Annotated in this window: 15 protein-coding genes; 7 read left to right on the top strand and 8 right to left on the bottom strand. The window is 50.2% G+C overall.

What is annotated here, in order from left to right:
* The first annotated feature begins 54 nt into the window (after nt 1–54).
* The gene (gene bioA / locus D6M16_RS03330) at nt 55–1,314 is read left to right on the top strand and encodes an adenosylmethionine--8-amino-7-oxononanoate transaminase (protein ID WP_120511852.1); all 1,260 of its coding nucleotides are present in this window, start codon (nt 55–57) and stop codon (nt 1,312–1,314) included.
* A gap of 127 nt (nt 1,315–1,441) precedes the next feature.
* Entirely contained in the window at nt 1,442–2,011 is a 570-nt protein-coding gene (locus tag D6M16_RS03325) for an LON peptidase substrate-binding domain-containing protein (protein ID WP_120510558.1), read from the top strand.
* Nucleotides 2,012–2,020: 9 nt separating this feature from the next.
* Here the strand turns inward: D6M16_RS03325 and D6M16_RS03320 are convergent, their stop codons facing one another.
* Entirely contained in the window at nt 2,021–2,386 is a 366-nt protein-coding gene (locus D6M16_RS03320) for a thiol-disulfide oxidoreductase DCC family protein (RefSeq protein WP_120510557.1), read from the bottom strand.
* A 121-nt stretch (nt 2,387–2,507) separates the two neighbouring features.
* Complete coding sequence (mlc, locus tag D6M16_RS03315; protein ID WP_120510556.1) at nt 2,508–3,725, bottom strand: sugar metabolism global transcriptional regulator Mlc; 1,218 nt, start codon at nt 3,723–3,725, stop codon at nt 2,508–2,510.
* Nucleotides 3,726–4,007: 282 nt separating this feature from the next.
* Here mlc and queE point away from each other — a divergent pair, with 282 nt between their 5' ends.
* The 5 genes from queE to D6M16_RS03290 all read left to right on the top strand — a co-directional run bounded on the left by queE (nt 4,008) and on the right by D6M16_RS03290 (nt 13,704).
* Entirely contained in the window at nt 4,008–4,676 is a 669-nt protein-coding gene (gene queE / locus D6M16_RS03310) for a 7-carboxy-7-deazaguanine synthase QueE (RefSeq protein WP_120510555.1), read from the top strand.
* A 206-nt stretch (nt 4,677–4,882) separates the two neighbouring features.
* Nucleotides 4,883–7,744: a hypothetical protein gene (locus D6M16_RS03305; protein ID WP_120510554.1), complete on the top strand. Its 2,862-nt coding sequence runs from the start codon at nt 4,883–4,885 to the stop codon at nt 7,742–7,744.
* Nucleotides 7,745–7,951: 207 nt separating this feature from the next.
* A complete protein-coding gene (asnS, locus tag D6M16_RS03300) occupies nt 7,952–9,352 on the top strand; it encodes an asparagine--tRNA ligase (RefSeq protein WP_120510553.1) in 1,401 nt (466 codons plus the stop codon).
* A 439-nt stretch (nt 9,353–9,791) separates the two neighbouring features.
* Nucleotides 9,792–11,336, top strand: coding sequence for a methyl-accepting chemotaxis protein (locus tag D6M16_RS03295; protein ID WP_120510552.1), 1,545 nt, complete (start codon nt 9,792–9,794; stop codon nt 11,334–11,336).
* A gap of 196 nt (nt 11,337–11,532) precedes the next feature.
* Nucleotides 11,533–13,704, top strand: a complete 2,172-nt coding sequence (locus tag D6M16_RS03290) for a tetratricopeptide repeat protein (RefSeq protein ID WP_162940912.1) — start codon at nt 11,533–11,535, stop codon at nt 13,702–13,704.
* Between the two features lie 105 nt (nt 13,705–13,809).
* On the opposite strand, the gene D6M16_RS03285 is transcribed toward D6M16_RS03290, so the two are convergent.
* The 6 genes from D6M16_RS03285 to D6M16_RS03260 all read right to left on the bottom strand — a co-directional run bounded on the left by D6M16_RS03285 (nt 13,810) and on the right by D6M16_RS03260 (nt 23,586).
* The gene (locus tag D6M16_RS03285) at nt 13,810–16,185 is read right to left on the bottom strand and encodes an arylsulfatase (protein WP_120510550.1); all 2,376 of its coding nucleotides are present in this window, start codon (nt 16,183–16,185) and stop codon (nt 13,810–13,812) included.
* Between the two features lie 221 nt (nt 16,186–16,406).
* Nucleotides 16,407–17,150, bottom strand: a complete 744-nt coding sequence (locus D6M16_RS03280; RefSeq protein WP_120510549.1) for a hypothetical protein — start codon at nt 17,148–17,150, stop codon at nt 16,407–16,409.
* A 293-nt stretch (nt 17,151–17,443) separates the two neighbouring features.
* Complete coding sequence (locus D6M16_RS03275; RefSeq protein ID WP_162940911.1) at nt 17,444–19,657, bottom strand: chitinase; 2,214 nt, start codon at nt 19,655–19,657, stop codon at nt 17,444–17,446.
* Nucleotides 19,658–19,666: 9 nt separating this feature from the next.
* Nucleotides 19,667–21,607, bottom strand: a complete 1,941-nt coding sequence (locus D6M16_RS03270) for an immunoglobulin-like domain-containing protein (protein WP_420812227.1) — start codon at nt 21,605–21,607, stop codon at nt 19,667–19,669.
* 426 nt (nt 21,608–22,033) lie between these two features.
* A complete protein-coding gene (locus tag D6M16_RS03265; RefSeq protein ID WP_120510548.1) occupies nt 22,034–23,002 on the bottom strand; it encodes a DUF3137 domain-containing protein in 969 nt (322 codons plus the stop codon).
* Complete coding sequence (locus tag D6M16_RS03260; protein WP_240435516.1) at nt 22,999–23,586, bottom strand: LemA family protein; 588 nt, start codon at nt 23,584–23,586, stop codon at nt 22,999–23,001. Before D6M16_RS03260 ends, D6M16_RS03265 begins: the two co-directional genes overlap by 4 nt.
* Between the last annotated feature and the right edge of the window lie 422 nt (nt 23,587–24,008).

Here is a 24,008-nt window from a genome sequence, read left to right as displayed (position 1 = left end):
GTGCAAAATATCACCACCAAAGAGAACTCCTCCAACCACTTGACTGCATCACAGGTGGATTTGGATTACGATCGTCAGCACGTCTGGCACCCGTACACTTCCACCATCAACCCGCTTCCCTGCTACCCAGTGACTCATGCTGATGGCGTGACCCTGTATCTTGAAGATGGCCGGGAATTGATTGATGGCATGTCTTCCTGGTGGTCAGCGATTCACGGTTATAATCACCCGGTGCTGAATCAGGCCGCACAGGATCAGCTGGGCAAAATGTCGCATGTCATGTTCGGCGGCCTGACCCACCAGCCTGCTGTTGAATTGTGCCGCAAACTGATTGCCATGACGCCTGAACCCTTACAGCAGGTATTCCTGGCAGATTCCGGTTCAGTATCGGTGGAAGTGGCTTTGAAGATGGCGCTTCAGTACTGGCACGCCAAAGGTGAATCGCGGGCGAAATTCCTGACGCTGCGGCATGGTTATCACGGTGATACCTTTGCCGCTATGTCGGTTACTGATCCCGACAATTCAATGCACAGCCTGTATAAAGGTTTTCTGCCAGAGCATCTTTTTGCGGATTCACCTGCGCTCGGTTTTCATGACGAGTGGGATGAGAGTGACATTGCAGACTTCGCCTCCCGGCTGGACCAACATCATCAGGACATTGCCGCTGTCATCCTGGAACCTGTTGTTCAGGGCGCCGGAGGGATGCGTATCTATCATCCTACCTTTCTTCGCCGTGTGCGCGAACTGTGTGATGTCTATGGTGTGTTGCTGATTGTCGATGAGATTGCAACCGGGTTTGGCCGCACAGGTAAACTCTTCGCCTGTGAACATGCCGGCATCAGCCCGGATATCATGTGTGTCGGCAAAGCACTGACCGGCGGCTATATGACGCTGGCGGCAACCCTGACCACCAGGCACCTTGCCGATACCGTATGCAGCGGTGCCGCAGGCTGTTTTATGCACGGTCCGACTTTCATGGGCAATCCGCTGGCCTGCGCCGTGGCCAATGCCAGTCTGTCTTTGCTGGAAACGGGGGAATGGCAGCAGCAGGTCAACCAGATTGAAGCGCAACTGGCCGAATTACTGCCCGCGGTAGCTCAGTCAGACAAAGTGAAAGCCGTTCGCTGGCTCGGGGCGATTGGGGTGGTGGAGCTGTATGAACCTGTGGACATGGTCACGATACAGCAAAGTTTTGTAGACAATGGTGTCTGGATTCGTCCATTCGGTCGACTTATCTACATCATGCCGCCATTTATTATTAATAATCAGCAACTTAAAAAACTTGTTTTCGCTATTTTACAATCATTGCACTAATATCGAAAAACAGACAGATCCTCATGTTTAACCAGATATACTCTATGTAAGAGTCATTATAAGGCCGTCATGTACCTCGCACCATTTAGCGGCCTTTTACAAACATGCTGTCAGAAGGCTAAGTATGATGCAGTTACCCCTTTTCCCGCTCAGGCTCTATGTCTTGCCGGGAGGCGTCAGCAAACTGAGAATTTTTGAGCCCCGCTACACCCGTTTGGTGACAATGGCGATGTCCTCAGGCGATGGTTTTGGCTTATGTATGAAAGATGGTGATTCGCTGTGTCACTTCGGCACCCGGGTCGAAATCACAGATTTTGAACAATTACCTGACGGATTACTGGGCATCACTATACGGGGGATAGAAAAATTCGTCATTAACAATCACTGGCAGGAAAAAGACGGGCTGAGATTAGGTGAAGTCAGTGCGATAAAAAACTGGACGTCCAGTTCTACCCGCTTCATCGACAAGCCCATTGCCAATAGCCTGGAAGCCTTGTTTGATGAATATCCCGATTACGCAGCGAACTACCCGGACCCCGATTTTACTGACATGGCCTGGGTCTGCCAGCGGTGGCTCGAAATTCTGCCTTTAGAAACCAATCAAAAACAATGGTTTATGAGCAGAAACGACCATCGTGCTGCGCTGTCGTTCCTGCACAATGTGATAGATGAAGAGCTCAGACACGACGATATATAACGCAGCCGTTTAACCCCGCCCCTCTCGGGCTAACCGTTGATCGACCATGCGGCGATAGACTGCGGACAGCACATGCCTGATGCCGGGCAGTGCCATTAACCAGGCCACAGGCCGCATCCACCAGATTTGCTTCAACAGCAATATATAGGCATCCATTTCCTTGTGGACCGCTCCGTTGCTGTCCTGAACGTGTAGCTCCCGCAGCGCTCTGGATGGCACAATGCCCATCGCTGCCAACTCTTCATCTTTTCCGGTAATGTCGTACCATTTAACCCGATGCGGATGCTTCCCCAGCCAGGATTCATACCATTTCCGGTCGCGAACACAGGTCGGGCAGGCTCCGTCATAAAACACAGTGATTTTGTTCGTTTTCATGATGGTTCTCCTTGTTGCCGCGGCGCTTACTTTAAGTCTGGCTGATAGCGGGTATTACACATAAAAAACGCAGCGGACAGGTCATTCGCTGCGTAGTTCAATGGCTGCTTGCTGACAACTGCTAGCCTTCCTCAATCAGTTTCACCAGCAGGTGACCATCATACATGGCCTGTTTCACCAGCGCGGCGGCAGGCATAGTCGCCTGAGTATAAAAACTGGTTTCTTCAATACGGAGATCCTGGTTATAAACCGGTAAAGACTGGCTCTTCACACACTCAATAATGGCAGGATACAACACAGATTTGGCCTGATTGAATTCCCCGCCGATCAGCACCTTCTCAGGGTTAAACAAATTAACCATAATGGCAATGGCCCTGCCTAAGTGGAAGCCCAGTTCAGTAATCACCTGATAAGCCAGCGGATCGCCCTGAACGGCAGCCTCGCAAATAGTCTCGATCGTCAGTTCTTTGCCGTATAAGGATGACGCCTCGCCCAACGCCAGACGCGATTTCACCTGCTGCCTGACGGCCTGCAAACTGGCTACCGTTTCCAGGCATCCTTTGTTGCCACAATAACAGGGCAGGCCATCAGGCTGAATCTGAATATGGCCAAGCTCACCGATGTTTCCGATCCGCCCCTGCAGCACCTTATTGTCCAGTATGATGCCCGCCCCCACTCCGTGATGAATGGAGATCAGAATAGAGTTCGCGACATCTTTGGCATTGCCAAACAATTGCTCAGCCAGCGCCCAGGAGCGGGTATCATTACCGATAAACACCGGCAGGCCCGTTGCTTCATGAATTGCCGGTCCCAAAGGCAAATCTTTTACCTCATAGTGCGGCATTTGCAGCACCATGCCTTTATCGGAATTCACTAAGCCCGGTAAGGAAACAGCAATGGCAGTAATACGATCCAGCTGTTTGGCGTGGCGGGCAAAAAAGGACTCGATTTCACCGAGCAACTTCTGCAACACATCATTTTGTGCCAGCTCTTCGATATCCTGCCGCTCTTCAAACAGGATATCGCCGCCCTGCTCATGCAGTGCGATAGTCAGATATCCGCGACCAAGACGAATGCCTAAAAATTGCCAGCCATCATTATCAGGCACTAGACCAATAGCCGGACGGCCACGGTTGCCTGATTCCTGAATTTCAGCTTCTTTGATCAGATGCCCGTCAAACAGCTCACGGGTGATTTTGGTAATACTGGCTGGCGCTAACTGGCTCTTTTTCGACAGCTCGATACGGGAAATAGGCCCATACTGATCGATAAGTTTGTAGACGCTTCCGGCATTGTTTCTTTTGATATGATCGATATGACCGGGTTGAGCGACATACATGCTCTGGATCCTCAAAGGTTAACGAATACGCAAGAAGTTGAATTTTTTTACTTTGCGAAGTAATTGTGAAGCCCCTTGTGCCAAGGACGTGAACCCAGTCACGACCAGTCTGTCCCTTTTGGTCTTCGCTTTACCGGGCCGGCCAAACAAACTACATGATTGAAAGATATGTGGCTCTAGAGACAATGGCGCAGGGTTCTGACATAATACGCGCCCTTTGAGGTTCAGGGTATAAAAACACCCTTTTTCGCGTTAACTTGCTTGATTGTTTTGAGGTCAGCCGTGTACAAAATCAATGAAATCTTTGAAACCATCCAGGGTGAAGGTGTTTTCACAGGCGTGCCGGCTATTTTTGTCCGTCTGCAAGTTTGCCCTGTCGGCTGTGCCTGGTGTGACACAAAGCAAACCTGGAGCGCCGAACCTCAGGATGAAGTGAACGTCAGCGCCATGCTTGCCAAACAGGGCGACTCGCCAAGCTGGACTTCTCTTGATGCCAGCGGCATTGTCAACCTACTGATTGAGCAGGGTTACACTGCAAAGCATGTTGTGATTACCGGTGGCGAACCTTGTCTGTATGACTTACGCCCGCTGACCGAGCAGCTGGAAGCCAGCGGTTTCCGTTGCCAGATTGAAACCAGCGGGACTTATGAGGTACTGGCGACAGAGAATACCTGGGTAACTGTTTCCCCGAAAATTAACATGAAAGGCAAACTCCCCGTTTTGCCCGGTGCGCTGTCACGCGCCAATGAAATCAAGCATCCTGTCGGCACGCAAAAGGATATCGACCAGTTAGATGCGCTGTTAGCCAGTGTGCCTCTGCAGGACACAGTGACCATCGCCCTGCAACCCATCAGCCAGAAAGCCAGAGCCACCGAACTGTGTATTCAAACCTGTATTGCCCGTAACTGGCGTCTGTCTATCCAGACACACAAATACCTGTCGATTGCCTGATTACCCTGGCACCTCAGCCCACCCTGTTTCCGGTCGTCTCAATTCTTAGATGCTGTCTCAACAGATGAGACGACCCATAGGGTTTTACATTTTCCTGCCCGCCGCTTACCTATACTCAGCCCAAACACCGAAACCAATCGGACCGCCTATGATCGGCCATGAGATTGGTACAACACGTGCTGCATTGAGTATTCAGGGGAAATGTTATGCGCACCTATCTGAGACTTGGTCTGAGCCTGTTTCTGGCTGGCCTGCTTTCTGCGTGCGGTGGCGGCGGAGATGATGCAGGCATTCAACCTGCTGAGCTGCCACCCGTTAAAACCAAATTTACCGTCACTGTCGACTTGCCTGCCGGGTTGATGACAGCACAGCAAAGAGTGAGCTGGAGTCCTGTCAGCCAGGCTTACGCGGCCACCCCGGAACTGTACCAAGACAACTTTGCTGTATTGTTTATCAATCAGCAGGGTAAAGTCATGGGTCAGGGTGACATCACCAGTTTTGCGATGACAGACGGCAACTACAGTATTGAAGCCCAGGTACCGCTGCTGCTGCATGGCGTGCTGGTGCTGGATCTCAATGGCGTGCCGCAATTTGCTATCGGTGATGCCTTACCGACCAATCTTTTCATGACTCCGTTAACGGATACCGAAATCGCCCTGTCTTTAAAAACCACACTGGCTTACCGCGCGTTGATCAAACGCGTCGCTGCAGACGGCCATTGGGGCATATTCAGTGAAACCGTCAGTGATCCCAGTAATATCGATGTCCGGGATGCCGGTGATTTCGTCAATGAACTGGCTGATGAGCTAAGTGTCACCCTGATCCCCAAACTGGGCCTTAATGGCGTCAGCCTGAGTAATCTGATGTCGCTCAGCATAGTCAATGACATCCTTGAAGGGATCATGACCCGCAAATATACCGAGCTGACGGCGCAAAAAGACGAGATAGCCACCATCTTCAATTCGGGCTTCTGGCGTCTGGCCAGCCACAGCTCAAACACAGGCAGCACCCTTGAAGCTGACATGATGGACTACAACAGCCCGGATACCGCCACCAATGAAACCCGCCAAGTCGACTGGCGCTGGACCAAAAATGGCCAGAGCGATATTTCACTGACGGAAGATTTCACCTACCTCAGCGAACAGGGGTTGGTTCAGTTCGACAGCAAAGACGATGCGATAAAGGGGCAAATTCTGACCTCCACCGGCTGGAAAGATCTGTACGAGTATTTCAAAGTGCTGATTTCTTCCAGCAGCACCGCCAGCATGACTGATGCCGGACTTGAAGAAGCCGATGGCCGCAACATCACCATGCGGGTCAACAGCTATTCACTGGCTGGCCTGAAAATGCATGACTTTCTCACCACCAAAGAAAACCATTTCATGACCCGTTACGTGCCCGCAGACACCACCTTTGGTGAAGCCGCCAAAGGCTACTATTTCACCTGGAACCCGGTGGCCACCCGTATGCTGCTGTGTAACACTCAGGTCGGTGGCGACGAGTGTACTGTAGCGCCCAGAGACAACCCGACCGTCCCTTATACCTCCCTTGAGGACATGGTGTCGGTAGAACGCGCTGGCAGTATTGAGCAGGTCAACGGTTATCATCTGACCGATAACGTGGTGGTGGAATTAGTGCTTAATGGCACCCATCAGGCCAACTATTGGGTCAATGTCGGCGGTGATGACTGGATTGTGGTTGAAACCGGTATCTGGGGTGCGGTGTCTGCACTGGGTAAAGAAATGTTCCAGTTCGCCGTGCCTGATGTCATCAAACAGCTGGCTAACCACTATCCCTTTGATACGCCCTACTTATTTTTAGTCGTCGAACAAGGTGCGGTACATCAGGGTCAGGCGATTCTGAAAGACACCGACTACCACTTCGCCGGCTTTAATCACGCCGCCAAAGAAGAGATCTATGCGGTGACCTCCCGCGATAATCTGCCTGCTTTTGGCGACTGCAGCTTTGGCAACATCTCCCCGGCCACTGAAGATCAGTTCCTCAATTCAGTAACAGAATGTGGCGGCGACGAGCGTTTCGTCACTGACAGCGTCAACAGCCTGGTTGATCAGCATCTGGTGCAAATCTCCACTGACCCGGGCTCGCTGGGCGAGCTGGAAACGCTGATCCTGAAAAGCGACAACACCTGGGAGTATTACCTCAATACCGTCTTACAACCGGGCAGCAGCAACCGCAGCTGGACACTGAATGACAATGGTTTTCTGCGCCTGACTGAAAACAGCAATGATACATTCAGCGATTACCAGTTATGGGCGCTCACCCACAAGAAATATCAGGACCGTCCGATTCTGGCCATTAAATATTTCAGCCAGACCGACTTAGGCGGGGCCAATAACAGCCTGATAGATAACCTGATGACCAAGCAATATGCTCCTGACACGCTGGTTGCCTGCACAGCCAATGATTCCGGTTGGAACAGCAGCACCCAGATGCCTGCAACAGCGAAAACCAAGGCAGCCTTCACCAGCCAGGCAGCCAGTTGCACCGTCAGCTGGGAAGGCAGAACACCCCGCTTCACCCAAAGCATGCTGGCAGGTAAGGCTCTGACATTCAGCGACACCTCACGACATTTGGTCCTGAATGCACAGGCAGACAGTCAGAGCGGCTTTAATACCGGTCGCTACAAAGACAGTGACGGCTGCGGTTTTGACATCCCGATCCGCTGGAAACTTGAAGCGGATGGCACGCTGTATTACGAAAATGCCATGGCCCAATCGGAGATCGACGCAGTGTTCACCAACGGCGCCAAACGATTCCCGACCGGCAATTTCAAAGAGTGGATTAAGGTCTCTGATACCGATGGATTGATGCTAACGGTCAAAGGCTTCAATCACTTCACCCGCTGGCAGAGTGCGACACCCGCACTGGGTGCAGACGACGGCGAGATGTGGAGCGATGTGGTTGCGCTGATCCCGGCGGCCAATGTGCCAGCAGTGACGGTGCAGACACCCACGGAAGCCCCGTTGCCTGACAGCCCATACCCCGGCACTATCTTAAGGGACGGAGAAACGTGCGACTTAACACCACCAGCGACACCCTCGCCTTAGGGTAAAAATCAATCTGGCGGCCTGAAATCGGCCGCCAGATTTGCCTCAGCGATTATTTAATCAACACAAAACACGACACAATGTGATTATTTCCCATCAGGTAATGCATCAAGGCTTGATGCTTGTGTCAAGACAGGTAATATTGCTGTTTTGGACAGTAAATTAAGCACAGCACTCAGTCGTGCCTAAACGGAGAATAATGACATCATGACTTACGCGCCTGTTTCAGACGTACTGAGCGGTAAGATTGCGGTAGACAGTGAAATCACTGTACGCGGTTGGATCCGTTCACGTCGGGATTCCAAAGCCGGAATCTCTTTCCTTGCCCTCTATGACGGCTCTTGTTTCGACCCGATTCAGGCCGTGGTCCCGAATTCACTGAATAATTACCAGGAAGAAGTACTGAAACTGACAACTGGCTGTTCAGTGGAAGTGACCGGTAAAGTGGTTGAATCTCCGGCTCAGGGCCAGGACTTCGAACTGGCAGCGACTGAGGTCAACGTCGTTGGCTGGGTTGATGACCCAGACACCTACCCAATGGCGAAAACACGTCACTCGATTGAGTACCTGCGTGAAGTGGCTCACCTGCGCCCGCGTACCAATGTCATTGGCGCGGTAGCCCGGGTACGTAACTGCCTGTCTCAGGCCATTCACCGCTTCTATCACGAACAGGGATACTTCTGGGTATCTGCCCCGCTGATCACTGCTGCTGACGCAGAAGGTGCCGGTGAAATGTTCCGCGTGTCTACGCTGGATCTGGAGAACCTGCCACGCACCGAACAAGGCAAAGTCGATTTCAACGAAGACTTCTTCGGTAAAGAGACTTTCCTGACCGTTTCCGGCCAGCTGAACGCTGAAGCCTACGCCTGTGCTCTGAGTAAAGTGTATACCTTCGGCCCGACCTTCCGTGCTGAAAACTCCAACACCAGTCGTCACCTGGCTGAATTCTGGATGGTTGAGCCAGAAGTGGCCTTCGCTGATTTGAACGATGTCGCCAAACTGGCTGAAGACATGCTCAAGTATGTATTCAAAGCCGTGTTGGCCGAGCGCCGCGATGATCTGGAATTCTTCGCACAGCGTATCAACAAAGAAGCGATCACCCGTCTGGAAAAATTCGTTGAATCTGATTTTGCTCAGGTGGATTACACGGATGCCATTGAGATCCTGAAAGCGTCCGGCCGTCAGTTCGAGTTCGACGTTGAGTGGGGTATCGACCTGTCTTCCGAGCACGAGCGCTATCTGGCCGAAGAGCACTTTAACGCCCCTGTTATCGTGAAGAACTACCCGAAAGACATCAAAGCCTTCTACATGCGTATGAACGATGATGGCAAGACGGTAGCGGCAATGGACGTTCTGGCACCTGGCATTGGTGAAATCATCGGTGGTGCTCAGCGTGAAGAACGTCTGGATATTCTTGATCAGCGCATGCGTGCAATGAACATCGACCCGGAAGATATGAACTGGTACCGCGATCTGCGCCGTTACGGCACAGTGCCGCATGCCGGTTTCGGCCTGGGCTTTGAACGTCTGGTTTCTTACGTAACTGGCGTGGCTAACGTCCGTGACGTGATTCCATTCCCACGTACACCGCGTTCCGCGAACTTCTAATCAGCCATTCGTTTGCTGAACCCTCAAACCCTGCCGGCTTTCGCTGGCAGGGTTTTTTATTATCTTTCCGTCTATATCTTCACCGCATGAGACAAAATTCAGACAAACACTCACTCAAATATCTCAGCGCCACACTTTCTATTAAATGTTAACTCAGAATTGACGCACTATTAATGCGGAATTATGGAATCCAATACATCTGACACGTTAACTGCAAAAAGATACCTGGTGAGCATAGATAATAATCGCTGATTTCAGCTTTGCTTACTTTTTATGCCACTAAATTTGCATTCTTTGAGGAAATTCAAATCCCCGGCATTTGTCCTGTGCGGTTAAATATCCCTCATCTAGAGTTGAGTCAGACGTGTCATATAAATAAAAGAACTGCAAACAGTTCAACAATGCTTACCATCTATTGCGTGACGAAGAGGGACAATTCATGCGTAAAAATCGCCAGGTCAATGACCGGGAAGTGGTGCTGGATCCTAACGCTCAGTTAGTGACAACAACGGATTTACAGGGTGTTATTACCTATGCCAATGACGAATTTGTCGAAGTCAGTGGCTACAGCTTCGACGAATTGGTTGGTCAGCACCACAATATTATCCGCCACCCGGACATGCCAAGAGCGGCATTTGGTGATTTGTGGAGCCACCTCAAAGCAGAGAAACCCTGGCGGGGCATTGTCAAAAACCGCTGTAAAGACGGCAGTCATTACTGGGTAGATGCTTACGTCACCCCGCTATACGAAAACAATCGGGTTTCTGGCTATCAATCGGTACGCCGCAAGCCAACTCAGGACATGATCAGCACAGCTACGCATGTCTATCAGCAACTGAACAATGAAAAAAATCCTTATGGATTCCGTTTATCCAGCTGGGCCAAGCTGGGACTGTCTGCTGTGCTCACCGCGCTGTGCGTGGCATTTACGCACTTTTATATCCCTCAGTTCGAATTCCTATCCGCTGCTGTTCCATTGATCTTCATTGCGATCCTTTGTAGGGGTGAACTATTTGCTGTACCCCGTTTTTTTCAGCAGCTATCCAGTGACTATGATGCCCTCACCCGCATTGTCTATAGCGGTGACAACCTGACATCGATTGCCGATTTCCATTTGAAATTAAACGATGCCCGGCTGAAAACTGTGCTTGGCCGGGTCGATGATGCCGCGCTGACCATTCGCGAAGTCACAGATGAACTCAGTAATGCCACCATATCCACCCGAGACTCGATCTCCAATCAGGACAAAGATACCCAGCATATCGCAACGTCCATTACCCAAATGTCTGCTGTCGCGAGGGAAATTGCGCAGAATACTCAGCTGACGACAGACAAAGTGCTTACCGCGCAGCAAAAATGCGCCAATACCACCAAAGTGCTGCAACTCACGCAAAACAATATCAATGATTTGGCCAAAGACACCGAAAATGCCGCTCAAACTGCCCAGTCACTGGTTAAAGTGTCGGAACAGATTGAAACCATGATGATGGAAATTCAGGGCATTGCAGAGCAAACCAACCTGCTAGCGCTCAACGCCGCGATTGAAGCGGCACGGGCCGGCGAACAAGGTCGAGGTTTTGCGGTAGTGGCTGACGAAGTGCGCGCCTTGTCTCAGCGTACCCATGGCGCGACTGAAAATATTAAAACCAGCATTGTTAATATCAACGCCACCCTGAACCAATGGCAGGCAACCTCTTCCGAGAGTATTGAAAAGACCCAACAATGTGTCACCCATACCAATGACACGGCAGCCAGTATTCTGGAAGTAGTGTCCATGGTGGATGAAATTGCTGAAATTTCAACGCAAATTGCTGCAGCCGCGGAGGAGCAAGGTACTGTGGCCCAGGAAATCAGTAACAACGTCCATCAAATTTCCACCTCTTCGTCTGACAACCTGGCGATGATGTCACGCATGGAACAGGCGGCAAGCCAAATGCGCGAGAAAGTCACGTTTCTGGAAGGATTGAGTAAATCTTTCGGTTAACCCTTTTCCCCCTGAAAAAGCAGTGCTCTACCCGACCACTGCCGTGAAATCACAAGGCCGCAATGCGGCCTTTTTATTCCTTCGTAAGCGCTCTGACGAAATCATTAGGTGAACGTCCCAACATGGCATTTACCGCTGACCTCACTTAATCTTTATTCAACGTGCTGACATTTAAAGAATAGTGAAAGGAATAAATGTGGCTACCCTTTGGATAGTACTCTGCCTGACTTTGCTTTCTCCCTTTGTCGTCGCTTCGGAATACGCCGGCTCAGAAAGTTGCCAGCAATGTCATCAGCAAGCCTATCAGGACTGGTCAACCAGCCATCATCAGGCGGCGATGCTCAAAGCCACAGACGAATCTGTTCAGGGCGATTTCAATAACACTTCCTTCACTTATGGCAAAATCACCTCCACTTTTTACCGCAAAGGCAAAGAGTTTTGGGTAAAAACAGATAATGCACTTGGCCAGTTAGAAGACTTCAAAATCAGCTATACATTCGGGGTATTTCCTCTGCAGCAATATATAGTGGATTTTGATGACGGCAGAAAACAAGTCCTGAGTATTATCTGGGACAGCAGACCCGCCTCCCAGGGCGGGCAACGCTGGTATCATTTATACCCTGAGCACGAAAGTCTCTCGCATGGTCTTCCCGCACAGTCTGCCGTTGACTTCAACGATCCGTTTCACTGGACAGGTACTCAGTTCAACTGGAATACCCGCTGTGCCAGCTGCCATTCAACCGGGTTGGTGAACAAGTTCGACGTAAAAACCAATACGTTTAATACGACCTGGAATGAAATCAACGTCAGTTGTGAGTCATGCCACGGTGCTGGCAAAGACCACATCGCCTGGGCGCATTCAGATTCGCAAGTATCTCCTCAGCATTTCGGCTTTAAACACACCATCAGCAATCCGGCACTGTGGCAATACCCAAATACCCATCACCGCATTAAATACCGTTCAAGCAGCAATAATCCGCATCAGGTCGATGTGTGCGCGCATTGTCACTCTCGCCGCCAGGAACTCAGCCAGTGGGAACCAGACCGCAGTTTTGCCGAACAGCATATTCCCCGCTTAATAGAAGCCGAGCTTTACTACCCGGACGGTCAGATGCTTGATGAAGTTTACGTGTATGGCTCATTTATGCAGAGCAAGATGCATGCAAATGGCGTGGTGTGCTCCGACTGCCATAACCCGCACAGCTTAGCACTCAAAAAACCAGGCAATCAGGTGTGCAGCCAGTGCCATAATCCTGACGTGTTCGATACTGTGGCTCATCATCATCACACAAATGACAAAGCCAGTCAGTGTGTTAACTGCCATATGACAGAGACCACCTACATGGGGGTGGATGCCAGACGAGACCACAGTTTTCGTGTTCCTGATCCGTTGTTAAGTCACCAGGTCGGCAGTCCGGACGCTTGCACGTCCTGCCACACAGAACAGACTCCCGCCTGGGCAACGAAAAAAATTCAGGCATGGGTGGCTGATTTACAAAAGCCACCTCAGAAACCTGAATTTGCGACCACCTTCATGGCTGCCGATCAGGGAATAAACAAGGACAAAGCACTGTTAAACATTGCCAATGACGGTGGTTACAGTGCCATTGTAAGAGCCAGCGCGGCACTGCGTTTAAGCCCGGTCCAAGTGGACAATGATCAGCAAAGTATCGCGGATTTGCTCAATGACGAGTCCTGGATGATCCGGCTTGGCACCGTACGCTCTTCGATGCAGTTACCTGTTTTGCAACGCTGGCAATTGTTGTCTGCGCACCTGGATGAACCCGTCAGGGCAGTACGCTATGAAATAGCCCGAGCCTTAGCTGGATTGCCGCTTTATCAGCTGACCAAAGCACAAAGCGACCAGGTGCAGATGTTGTATAAAGAGTTCATCACTGATTCAGAGTTCAATTCAGGTATGCCCGACATGCAGGTTATTCTGGGTGTGTTCAGCCTGAATCAGCAAGATACACATAGCGCCGAAACCTATTTCCGTCAGGCCCTGACCATTGCGCCTGACTATCAGGATGCTTTACTGAACCTGGCGGATTTATACCGTGCAACGGGCCGGGACGACAAAGCAGGTGATCTTCTCAAGCTTGCCGTAAAAGAGCATCCGAATGCGGTCGATCCTCACTACGCACTGGCGTTATGGTATATCCGGCAAAAATCCTTACCGGATGCTCAGGTTGAATTACAAAAAGCCTATGAGATTCAACCCGGTTTCCGGCCAACAACCCTGGCCTTGGCGTTGGTGATGGAGCAACTCAATCAAAGAGAGAAAGCCTATAAACTGGTGTCGAGCTGGCTGACAACCTATGGCAGTGACCCGCAGTTGGAACAATTACGGCAGCGGCTAGGTGACTGAAACGGTTTAATGCGCTGAGTCAATCGCCGCTCTACATGCAGTCCTGTCTTTCCCTGCGGCCTATCACTGGTGCATAAAAGCACCAGTGACTGACTTAGATTTGATTCATTTCACCTCGATCACTATCTTGTGGATCTTGCCAGTAAACTTAGTTTCCTCCGGACCATAACCTATGCCGTTGGCAACAGGCGTCTGGTTATCAAGACCCACATCAGCTGTTTCATCTGCCGAGAAAATATTGGGCTGCGTTTTTTCCACCCTGCCTTTTGCCACTTCTTTCCCATTGATCAGTAAGGTCGCTTCACCTCCCTTACCGAGCCCCCCTCCGTCGTAATCAAAGTTAAGCACGACAGTCGACTTACCACTTGGTAAAGCATCAGGGCTCTCGATAACGTAACGTTGTAGTCCGAGCCAGTTGTATTCATAGCCCGGCTTACCCTCTCGCACATGCAGCGACCAACCACCATAGCGGCTGCCCTGAACAAGTAATGCGCCTGAGGCACCACCTTCGGGAATTTCAATTTCAGCCGTGATGGTTTTAGAGCGGTTTTTCACGTTGATAAACGTATTTTCTAACATGCCATCCATACCCTCGTAGAGAGTCAATGACTTGCGATCACCGATCAAATCCGGTCGTCCGGCCAGTGCCGGATTCGTGCGCTCAATTGTGCGGTCGTCGATAGGCAACACGTGGTATTTCTCTGCTTCAGACATAAACAGTGCCTGTAACTCTTTGAGCATTTCTGGATGCTTATCCGCAAGATTATTAGCCAGGCTGAAATCCTCCCTGACATTATACAAATCCCAGATATCATCTTTCAGAGGTGTCTGTTTGCCTGTCTGCCAGGGCGCACGATGAATTGTGCGTGCAAACCAACCTTCACTGTAAATGGCACGATTTCCGAACATCTCAAAATATTGCACAGTGTGACGTTCCTTCGCTTCAGCGTCATTGAAGCTGTAGAGCATACTCGTCCCTTCCATCGGCACTTGCGGCGTACCATTGACTACGGTAGGTTCCGGCAGTTTGGCCGCTTCTAATACTGTCGGAGCAACATCAATCACATGACTGAACTGATTTCGTAACCCGCCGGGTACTTTAATGCCTTGCGGCCAGTGGACGACGAGACCGTTGCGGGTACCGCCAAAGTCGGAGGCGACCTGTTTTGTCCAGGTAAAAGGCGCATCAAAGGCCACAGCCCAGCCAGCTGACATATGCGGAAAAGTCTCAGGGCTGCCCCACTTGTCAATCAAAGGTAACAAATCTTCTACCTTTTCCTGCACACCATTAAAGTAGGTCATTTCATTGAACATCCCGACCATACCGCCTTCGGCACTGGTGCCATTATCACCAGCAATATAGAAGATCAAGGTGTTGTCCATTTCGCCGATGGCAGCCACTGCATCCATGAGTCGGCCTACGTTATGGTCAGTGTGAGCCACAAATCCAGCAAAGGTCTCAGCCTGACGACGAAACAGTTTTTTCTCATCATCAGAGAGCTGCTCCCAAGCCTTGATATCGTCAGGTCGTGGTGGCAACTGGGTATTTTCCGGAATGATGCCTGCCTTTTTTTGCCGTTCATAACTTGTTTGCCGTATCAGGTCCCATCCCTCGTCAAACTTGCCATGAAATTTCTCAATCCACTCCTTAGGTACATGGTGAGGAGCGTGCGTGGCACCCGTGGCAAAGTACATAAAAAATGGTTTGTCCGGGGTCATTGACTGCTGCGCTTTCATCCAGTTGATAGCCTGATCAGTCATGTCTTCAGTGAAGTGATATCCTTTGGTACGTGGCGGATTAATTCGTTTGACGCCATCAAAGATCAACGGTGACCACTGGTCTGTCTCACCGCCAATAAAGCCATAGAACTTGTCGAATCCCTGCCGGGTCGGCCAGCGATCAAAGGGACCGGAGACACTGGTTTCCCAGGCTGCCGTTTCGTGCCATTTACCAAACGCGCCAGTGCTGTACCCGTTCAGACGCAACATCTCCGCAAGCGGTGCAACACGATTAGGAATAGCGCCCGTGTTGCCCGGGTACGCTGTAGAGGTCTCCATAATGGAGCCGGCATTGGCTGTGTGATGGTTACGTCCGGCTTTAAGTGCTACACGGGTCGGCGAACAAAGAGAAGTAGTATGGAAATTGTTATAGCGTAATCCCCCCTGAGCAAGCTCATCAAGCGTTGGCGTTGGAATGGGACCACCGAACGTGGACGTCGCTCCAAAACCCAGATCATCGATCAGGACAATAATCACATTAGGTGCACCTTCAGGGGCTTTCACCTCAAACCGGGGAGGCGGTTTGGCGTCTCGCACATCAAGCTCTGTATAGGTTGGTGGTTCAGGTTCTGCAATGGGTAAGGTGGTACGATCCAATTCCCTGCTTGCCGCCTGACCAGGAGGCGATAGCGAAAAGCCTGACAAGGTGGCTATCATCGCTACCATCAGGATTTTCCGTGATATAACTTTGTTCACTTGCATAATCAGTCTCCTCGCTCACCCGTTCTGTATCATTGGGTTGTCAGATTTATCTTTAAATGCGTGAAACGGTAGTAACAACAGAAGGGAAGGTTGTAATTTTACACCTTAAATTGAGTCATTCAGATACAACGTCATCTCCACAGCTATTACCGAAAAAACAACTCATAGACCCGAGAATATGCTTACAAATCAGTATGAGGCTGCAAAAAATGTATAGTGAACTACCAATGAAATCGAAGTCCTAATGCCGGGCCTGCTATTTCCAGTTCATCTAATACCATTTCATCAAGCTGCCATTTAAGGTATTGATACCCAAAAGTAACATCAAGATTCTCGAAACGATAACCCACTAAAGTCGCTGCCTGCCAGGTTAAGTCAGAATCACCAGTACCAATATCCGCATAATATGACAGATACCATTGGTTAGATAACTCTGCTCGGCCCTGTACTCCTATTACTGCGTCCCAAACGTCAGTGGATTCATTAACGTTACTTGCACCAAGAGAATCTACTTCAGCAGTCAAGTCGGTATCCAGTAACAACAATCTTGCTCCAAGAACCCCATGGATCACATATGTATCACTGCGATTGAATTCCCAGCCCGCAGCGAGTGTGCTGACGACAGCTTTCAGATCAGTTTCAACCCGACGGGTCACTGAATCGCGGGTGTTAACTTTGCTATCATTCAGATTCACATAGAGAATATTTGCGATGAGAGCCAGTCTGTCGCGTTTAGCGGCTAAGGACCCAAATAAAGCAAATTCTAACTTATCAGCAATCTCATCAAAGTCAGCACTCGTGCTCAGACCACGAGCAGACTTGATATCGACACTCGCGCCCAAACCATATATTTCGGCGCTGTATGTCCAATCATTTGCCATTAGAGAAGAAGAAAATACAGCTGCTATTCCAAGGCCCGCTATACGTCCCACGTATAAAGGTTGAATTCGCAGGTTAAAATTCATCGCAGCATTCCTGCTCTCTTCGAAGTGGAATATCTTGGTAAATGATAGTTCAACACTGATTATGACAATGACTCATAATCGATAAGGTTCTGATGATCGCCTGTTCAGTTACGAATTGATTCAGGGATAAATAAATGCATTCCGACATCATATTGCGTCAGCAGACACTGATGCTCTGTGCACTAATAAAAATAGCCCCCTTACAAAAGGGGGCTTGGCATCAGTAACCACACACGTGATTCAGTATCCCAAACCGCGTGCAGCTATACCGTTTCATCTACCTGTAGCGTGAATCACAACACAGTCCAGGCATCCTGCCACGCCGTGCCTGTACCCGGCGCATAGGCCCAGGCGGCGCCACTGCACCAGGCCGAGTATGGATAAGGTTTGCACTGATAATCCACGCCTCCGGCACTGACTTTATCGCCGGCAGCATAGGCCATGCCTGCTTCATACGCCGGGTAATCTCCCGGGATCACAGGCTCTGCCGGATCTGTGGTTTCATCAGGATCAGTCGGCTCAGACGGATCAACCGGCACGGCGGGTTCTGTCGTTTCAACCGTACAGCTGGCATTGCCAATCACAGTCCATGGGCCCCACTGTTCAGCACCCGGCTCATTGCCCTGCGTCCACCACTGTGCTTGCCACTCTTTACCGTCAAAGACCACAGTATCGCCAGCGACGTACACAGCCGTTGCTGACCAGCTTTGAGCACAGGTTTCTCCTGCCTGCTGAACAGTCACTGTCTTGGTGGCCGTGACGCTGTTCCCGGCAGGATCAGATACCGTAACTGATACCGTCACAGGCGTTTCAACCGTGACTGCCGGAGCGGTAAATACAGCTGAGCGCAAATCCTGACTGATTTGCAGTGTCAGATCATTGGACACAGCCCAGCTGATCGTCAGATCGGTGTCATCGGCATCTGAGATAGCTGCCGACACTGTGACCTCTTGCTCAGCCGTGGCTGTATCAGAGGCAGTCAGAGTCACCACAGGGGCTAGATTGTCGGACACAACCTTCGCTGTGATCAGCACAGAGTCTGAAGCAGACAAGCCGGTGCTGTCTGTGACAGTCAGGGTGAACTCAAATTGCGTCTCTTCTGCCACCTCAGGCACAATCACAGTCGCCAGCGCCTGATTGGCGTTGGCCATGCTCAGTGCAGGACCGCTGGTTTGTACCCAGCTGTAGCTGACGATATCGCCATTGGCATCGCTCGACTGACTGCCATCCAGCGTCACTGCCGGGTTGTCACCGACCACACTCACATCAGCACCTGCGTTGGCAACCGGGGCAACCGGGCCAGTGTCATCAAGGATATCCACGCCGAATTTTTCACTGACACATTTGGCATAGTCCCCGGCAATAAATGCCGAATATGGCCCTTGATAGTTCACCAGCTGACAGCGGTAGGTTTGGTTATCCGGGGTATCCGGACGCCAGCCCCAATCCTGCTCCCAGTAAATCGCCAGCGCACCGGCCCCTTCGCCGTCAAATTGCTTCATGGCGGCACACCCCAGCACCTCGTCTGCCGGGACAGGCACATTCAGGTAACTGGCAAATTCCCGGTAATAGTTAATCCGGTTCTGTGACTGAATGTGCTCGGCACTGCCGCCACACTCGACGCCACCATTAATGATCTGCGTCGTGACACCAAAGCCAGGCACCAGACCGTTGGCCAAATCCGCTGCATTCGGCTGCCAGGTGCCGTCAATCACATGCAGCATGCTGGGTTTCGGCGGCTGGGGGTAGAGATAGAAGAACACCGCACTGGCCAGATTCAGCCAGGTATCGGCAACACGATCCGGATGCTCCAGCAGCACAGAGACATCGCCATAGATCATCTGCGAGAACGAACCGTAGTTATAGTTATAACTCAGTTGCTTCGCGCCACGGCCAAAGTAGCTTTTGTATGTACCATCAGCGTTGGTGCCGCACGGGTACGCATCCGCCTGCCAGACCCCGGGCGCACAGATACCGTAGCCGCCGGACATCTCTTCCGTCCAGCCTACTTCGCGCAAATAAAGCAGCCCCTGACGCCACTCCGGATTCGCGCTGTAACTGTTATGACCGCCGGTTTCCTGGGTAAAATGCGCGAACATAGTCGCCAGAGATTTGCGGCAGATCGCATCAGCATCGCGGCCATCAGAATAGTTGCCGCAGAAGGCAGGGAATTTCCCTATCCCTTTCAAAAAGTTCAGGTAAGTGTACTTTTCATTTCGTTCAGGAAACAGGAACTGCCAGTCGGACTCACTGACTATCCTTTCTACCCGCTTGACATTATCCGGATTGCTGCCTGCGCCGACCGTAATGGCTTCAACCGTTGCATTATCCAGCGTGCGAATCGCATCCCTGACCAGTTGCAGCCCCTCCGGCTGAGCCGCAATAATGGCCGCCTCATCGGCGTTGACTTCACTTTGAGTCAGCGTATACGCCTGAGCACCCGCCGTGCTCAGGCCGATGACGAGCCCAGCCAGGCTCGTCAGGTAACGTTCTTTTTGCTTTTTCATCTCGTATCCTTACAGTTTGATCCAGGCATCCTGCCAGGCTGACCCTACACCCGGCTCGTAGGCCCAGGCAGCACCGGCGCACCAGGCTGAATAAGGGTAAGGTTTACATTCAAAGTCACTGCCGAGATTGGACACGCGATCGCCTGCGCCGTAGTTCTCACCTGCCTGATAGGCGGAATACGCACCCGGCTCCACAGGATCGGTCGGTTCTGTCGGATCTGTTGGTGTTTCTGGATCAACAGGCTCAACCGGGTCGACAACAGTACCGGCACAGCCGGAACTGCCGGTTTCTTCCCACGGTCCCCATTGTTCTGCGCCGGGCACATTGTTCTGTGTCCACCACTTGGCTTTCCAGGTTTTACCGTCGTAACTGACCACATCGCCGGCGTTGTAAACCGCCGTTGCCTGCCAGGCATCGCTGCATATCTGGCTGTCGTCTGTGACAGTCACGGTTCGCTCAGCCTCAGCATTCAGTCCATCAGCATCTGACACGCTGTAAGTCAGGACATAGCTGCCAATCGTATTGACGTCGACCTGGCCCGACACAGTGACAGATGCCGTTAAATCACCGTCTTCCTCGTCAGAGGCCGACACACCCGCCAGCGGATCAAACGCTTCACCCTGCAGGACAATCACATCGCTGACACCGCTCAGCACGGGCGCACTGTTATAAACCGTTACCAAGCGGGCAGCCGAGGTTTGATTGCCATCGCTGTCGGTCACTGTGTAAGTCAGTGAATACGCCCCTGTGATTGCTGTATTTACTGTGCCCTGAACCACCACGACTTGCGTCAGAGAACCATCTTCCGCATCAGTGGCCGACACACCTGCCATGGCATCAAACTGGCCGCCAACCGGCACGCGAATATCTTCCACCCCGCTCAGTACCGGTTTGCCGTCCGGCACTGGCACCGTCTGACTGTGTACGAATGGTCCGTAATTTTTAGCAAACTGGCCGTTGTACTGCTGACCTGAGGCATTGGTGCCCACGTCCCAGTTAACCGACCAGGTCATCACACCTTTTAACGGCTGGCCCTGCGCTTTCATGCGGTCAAATGCTCGGTAAAGATCAGCCGGATTCTGAATAAACCCGGTTGCAGCGGCATCAATATTAGACGGAATACCAAAGACCAGTTTTTCGGCCGGAATTTGCGTGAAACCGCGTGTGCCGTTTGCCAGTGAGTCCGCCATATAAAAAATGAAGTCTTCTTTAACCGCATCGTTACTCTGCGCCAGCCAGCCAATACCGTCGACCCAAACGCCATCACCCCCCTGGTTGTAGAACTGCGGGTTAATATAGTCGTAATAGCCTTCCAGCCCTTTCAGGTAAGGCGTGTATTTGCCGGATGCAGTCAGATAAGGAAACTCGGGCGCCATAGTGATGACAAAATGCTGGCCCGCCTGCTGGTAATGATCTTTAACCATGCGCAGCGCTGCCGGAATCACCGTCTGGTTATCGCTGGCATCAACAGCGGCTTGCTCCAGATCGATATCCACACCATCAAAACCGTAGGTATCTACCAAGCGGATAATCTCATCGGCAAAAGCAACTTCATCACCGGCTTTTAATTCAATGTGTGCATCCGCGCCACCCAATGCCAGCAACACCGAGCGGCCCTGCGCATTCAGTGCACTGATCTGGCTGATGAATTCAGCGTCAGACAGGCCAATATTCGGGTCAAGCTTAAAGGTGGGAATCCGGCCTTCGCTGACGTCATACACTTTCATGAAGGACACATTCACCACGTTATAGTCACTGGCGACGTCAGACAGGGGCAGACACGGCGCATTGCCGCCCTGATACCCCCTTCCGTCGCACCAGTTGTGCCAGTAACCGACCAGCACAGTGCCGTCTTGTGCGACAAGTTCACTGCTGTCAGCCACGGCTGGTTGTGTCATGAATCCGAGCGCTGTTAACACAGCAAAAGCGGCGGGTTTTGCTTTAAAAATGGTTGGCATCGATTTTCCTTTTTCCTTATTGTCCACCAATTCAGACAGGTTGATTGAAAATTATCCACCTCAATTATTAGCAGAGCAAAATATGTCGGTGTTAATTTTTTTACCTGAGAAAAAAAGATTACCAATAGAGAATGTCAACACTGTCAGGGTAAATGTCATAATTAGCTTTTGATTCCAAAAAATGACGAGAAATAAAGGAAATTATTTTTAACCCATTGATGATGTGAATTAAATAACAGCTTATTATTTTATTTTTTATTAATTTACAACCTGTTCATTGAGGTGTATAGAGGCTCACCAGATGAGAGGTCACTGAGAACAATAGCGTGCCTGATTATTCTGACAGGATGGGTAGCCTCGTATGAAATACAGAGCGAGAAAGTATCATCCCGCCCTGACCACTCGATAAATTAATACTTATGCTTTAGACCAAATACGTGTGTTTAAATCCAAAGCATCTATCAGCCCCACCAATAGCTTTAACTCAGAGAAGATATCTTTTACGGTATTAAAATCAGTTGCCGAATCAGATAGCTTAGGTTCAAAATATTTCATATCGCCGCCAGAAACTGAGATGAATAACTTTCCATCGACAAACGATAGTGCCAAGTATTTTCCTGTATTTTCACGAAATGCCACAACCCGTTGCATGAAAGCCGATGTCAGCAGATATCTTGCTTCAACCTGATTGGTGCTATGGACATCGAAATATCGCTCAAACTCTGGATCTTCCAGCCGAACCAAATTGTGGGGCGTACCCACAAAACCCTGTTTGATATTCTCCAGAAACGAATCATCTTTTCCTTTGTCAATTGAAACAAAAGTCTGACTATTAAAATGCTTATTACAATCTGCGATGATGACCATGCCTCGGAATCTAGTCCGCATGTATGTTTTTGTTTTACCGTCGGCAGTTCTCCTTTTGACTTTATATTTAGTGTGAATTTCCGACATTTCTATTGCAGTCTGACCTATTTTACCACTAATAAAATCTTCGCCCTCAAACTGGCTATATCCACCAGGAGAAAGACCACTTCTGTCATAAACCTCCCGTTCAATACTGCCTGTCGGGTTATACTCCAGCGAATCATCAATACTTTGAATGATACTGGAAATTACTTTCTGCTTATAAACAACACGATACTCATTCCACTTCATTTGATAAATTAAACCCAATACAGCCAGAATGATACCAACACACACCATGATGATATTCGGGTCAATATAGGTTCCAAAAAGTACAATGGTACCAATGATCACTGCCAATACGCCGAAAAAGACACACATATCCCGTGTGACAACCACATCACAACGTTCTTGTTCAATCACTGCGAGCTGTGGTTGTAAATCCTTTTCAAAGACACTTTTCAGATCATCAATATTCATCGGGCATCCTTATTTGCACGATTCTCAAATAATTCAGCTATATCCGGGAGTTGTGTCTGTGCTTCTGGAATATCAAAAAGAATTCTTTGCGTAAGCCCCATTCTGCGAGCAAATATATTAGACGGAAACATTTCAATACCGTTATTCAGATCAGTCACCGCAGCATTGTAAGCACGCCTCGCTGCAGCAATCTGCTCTTCAGTCTCGTTAATGCTTCGTTGTAGTTGGCTGAAATTGTTGCTGGCTTTCAAATCTGGGTAGGCTTCCACCATGATGTTAAAACGAGAAAATACCTGATTCAGACGCCGGTCGAGTTCAGATTTTTTTTCTCTAGTCGCCATATCGCTCTGAAACCTGGTCCGAAGTTCTGTCAGTTCGTTCAGCACTTCTCTTTCATGAGACATGTAAGCTTTGACCGTTTCCACCATATTCGGAAGTAAATCAAAGCGCTTCTTTAACATCACAACAATTGTCGAATCAGCATTATCAACCTGATTCTTACGAGCGATCAGGCCATTGTAAATAGCCACTCCAAGAAAGAGCGCAATCACAATGAATCCGACAGCAAACCACATTCCCATCATTATCTTCTCCTAAAATCATGATCTACCGGACAGTTTTTCAGAGTCCCCGACTGGAAAAACGGTTGAGGCCTTGAGGCACAGGAGGGTACAACATGACCGAATGACATTGGCACTGACAAAATGCCTGAAATCACAGTAAAAGTGACGGTTTTAATGCCACTGGGCACTAAGTCACAATCCCGCTATCTATGCCCGCTGCAACAGGCTGTTCTCAGAAAATGATGAATTACTGCAGGAACACGGTAAGTCGTACGTTTTTTACCTCTGCCCCAAATGCCCTACATTGAGCGAGCAACAGTCAACGCATGATTTTAAATAAGATTAACGAATACCCGAAATACTGGGCGGAATGCCTCAGTAACTTTCCTTGAAACCGCATGCAGCGAAGGGTTTGTCGTAAGCCACTAATATAAAATAGCTTT

This window comes from Photobacterium salinisoli (assembly GCF_003614885.1).
Taxonomy (GTDB): domain Bacteria; phylum Pseudomonadota; class Gammaproteobacteria; order Enterobacterales; family Vibrionaceae; genus Photobacterium; species Photobacterium salinisoli.
The sequence above is the reverse complement of the archived record's forward strand: the minus strand, read 5'-3'. Positions and strand labels throughout refer to the sequence as shown.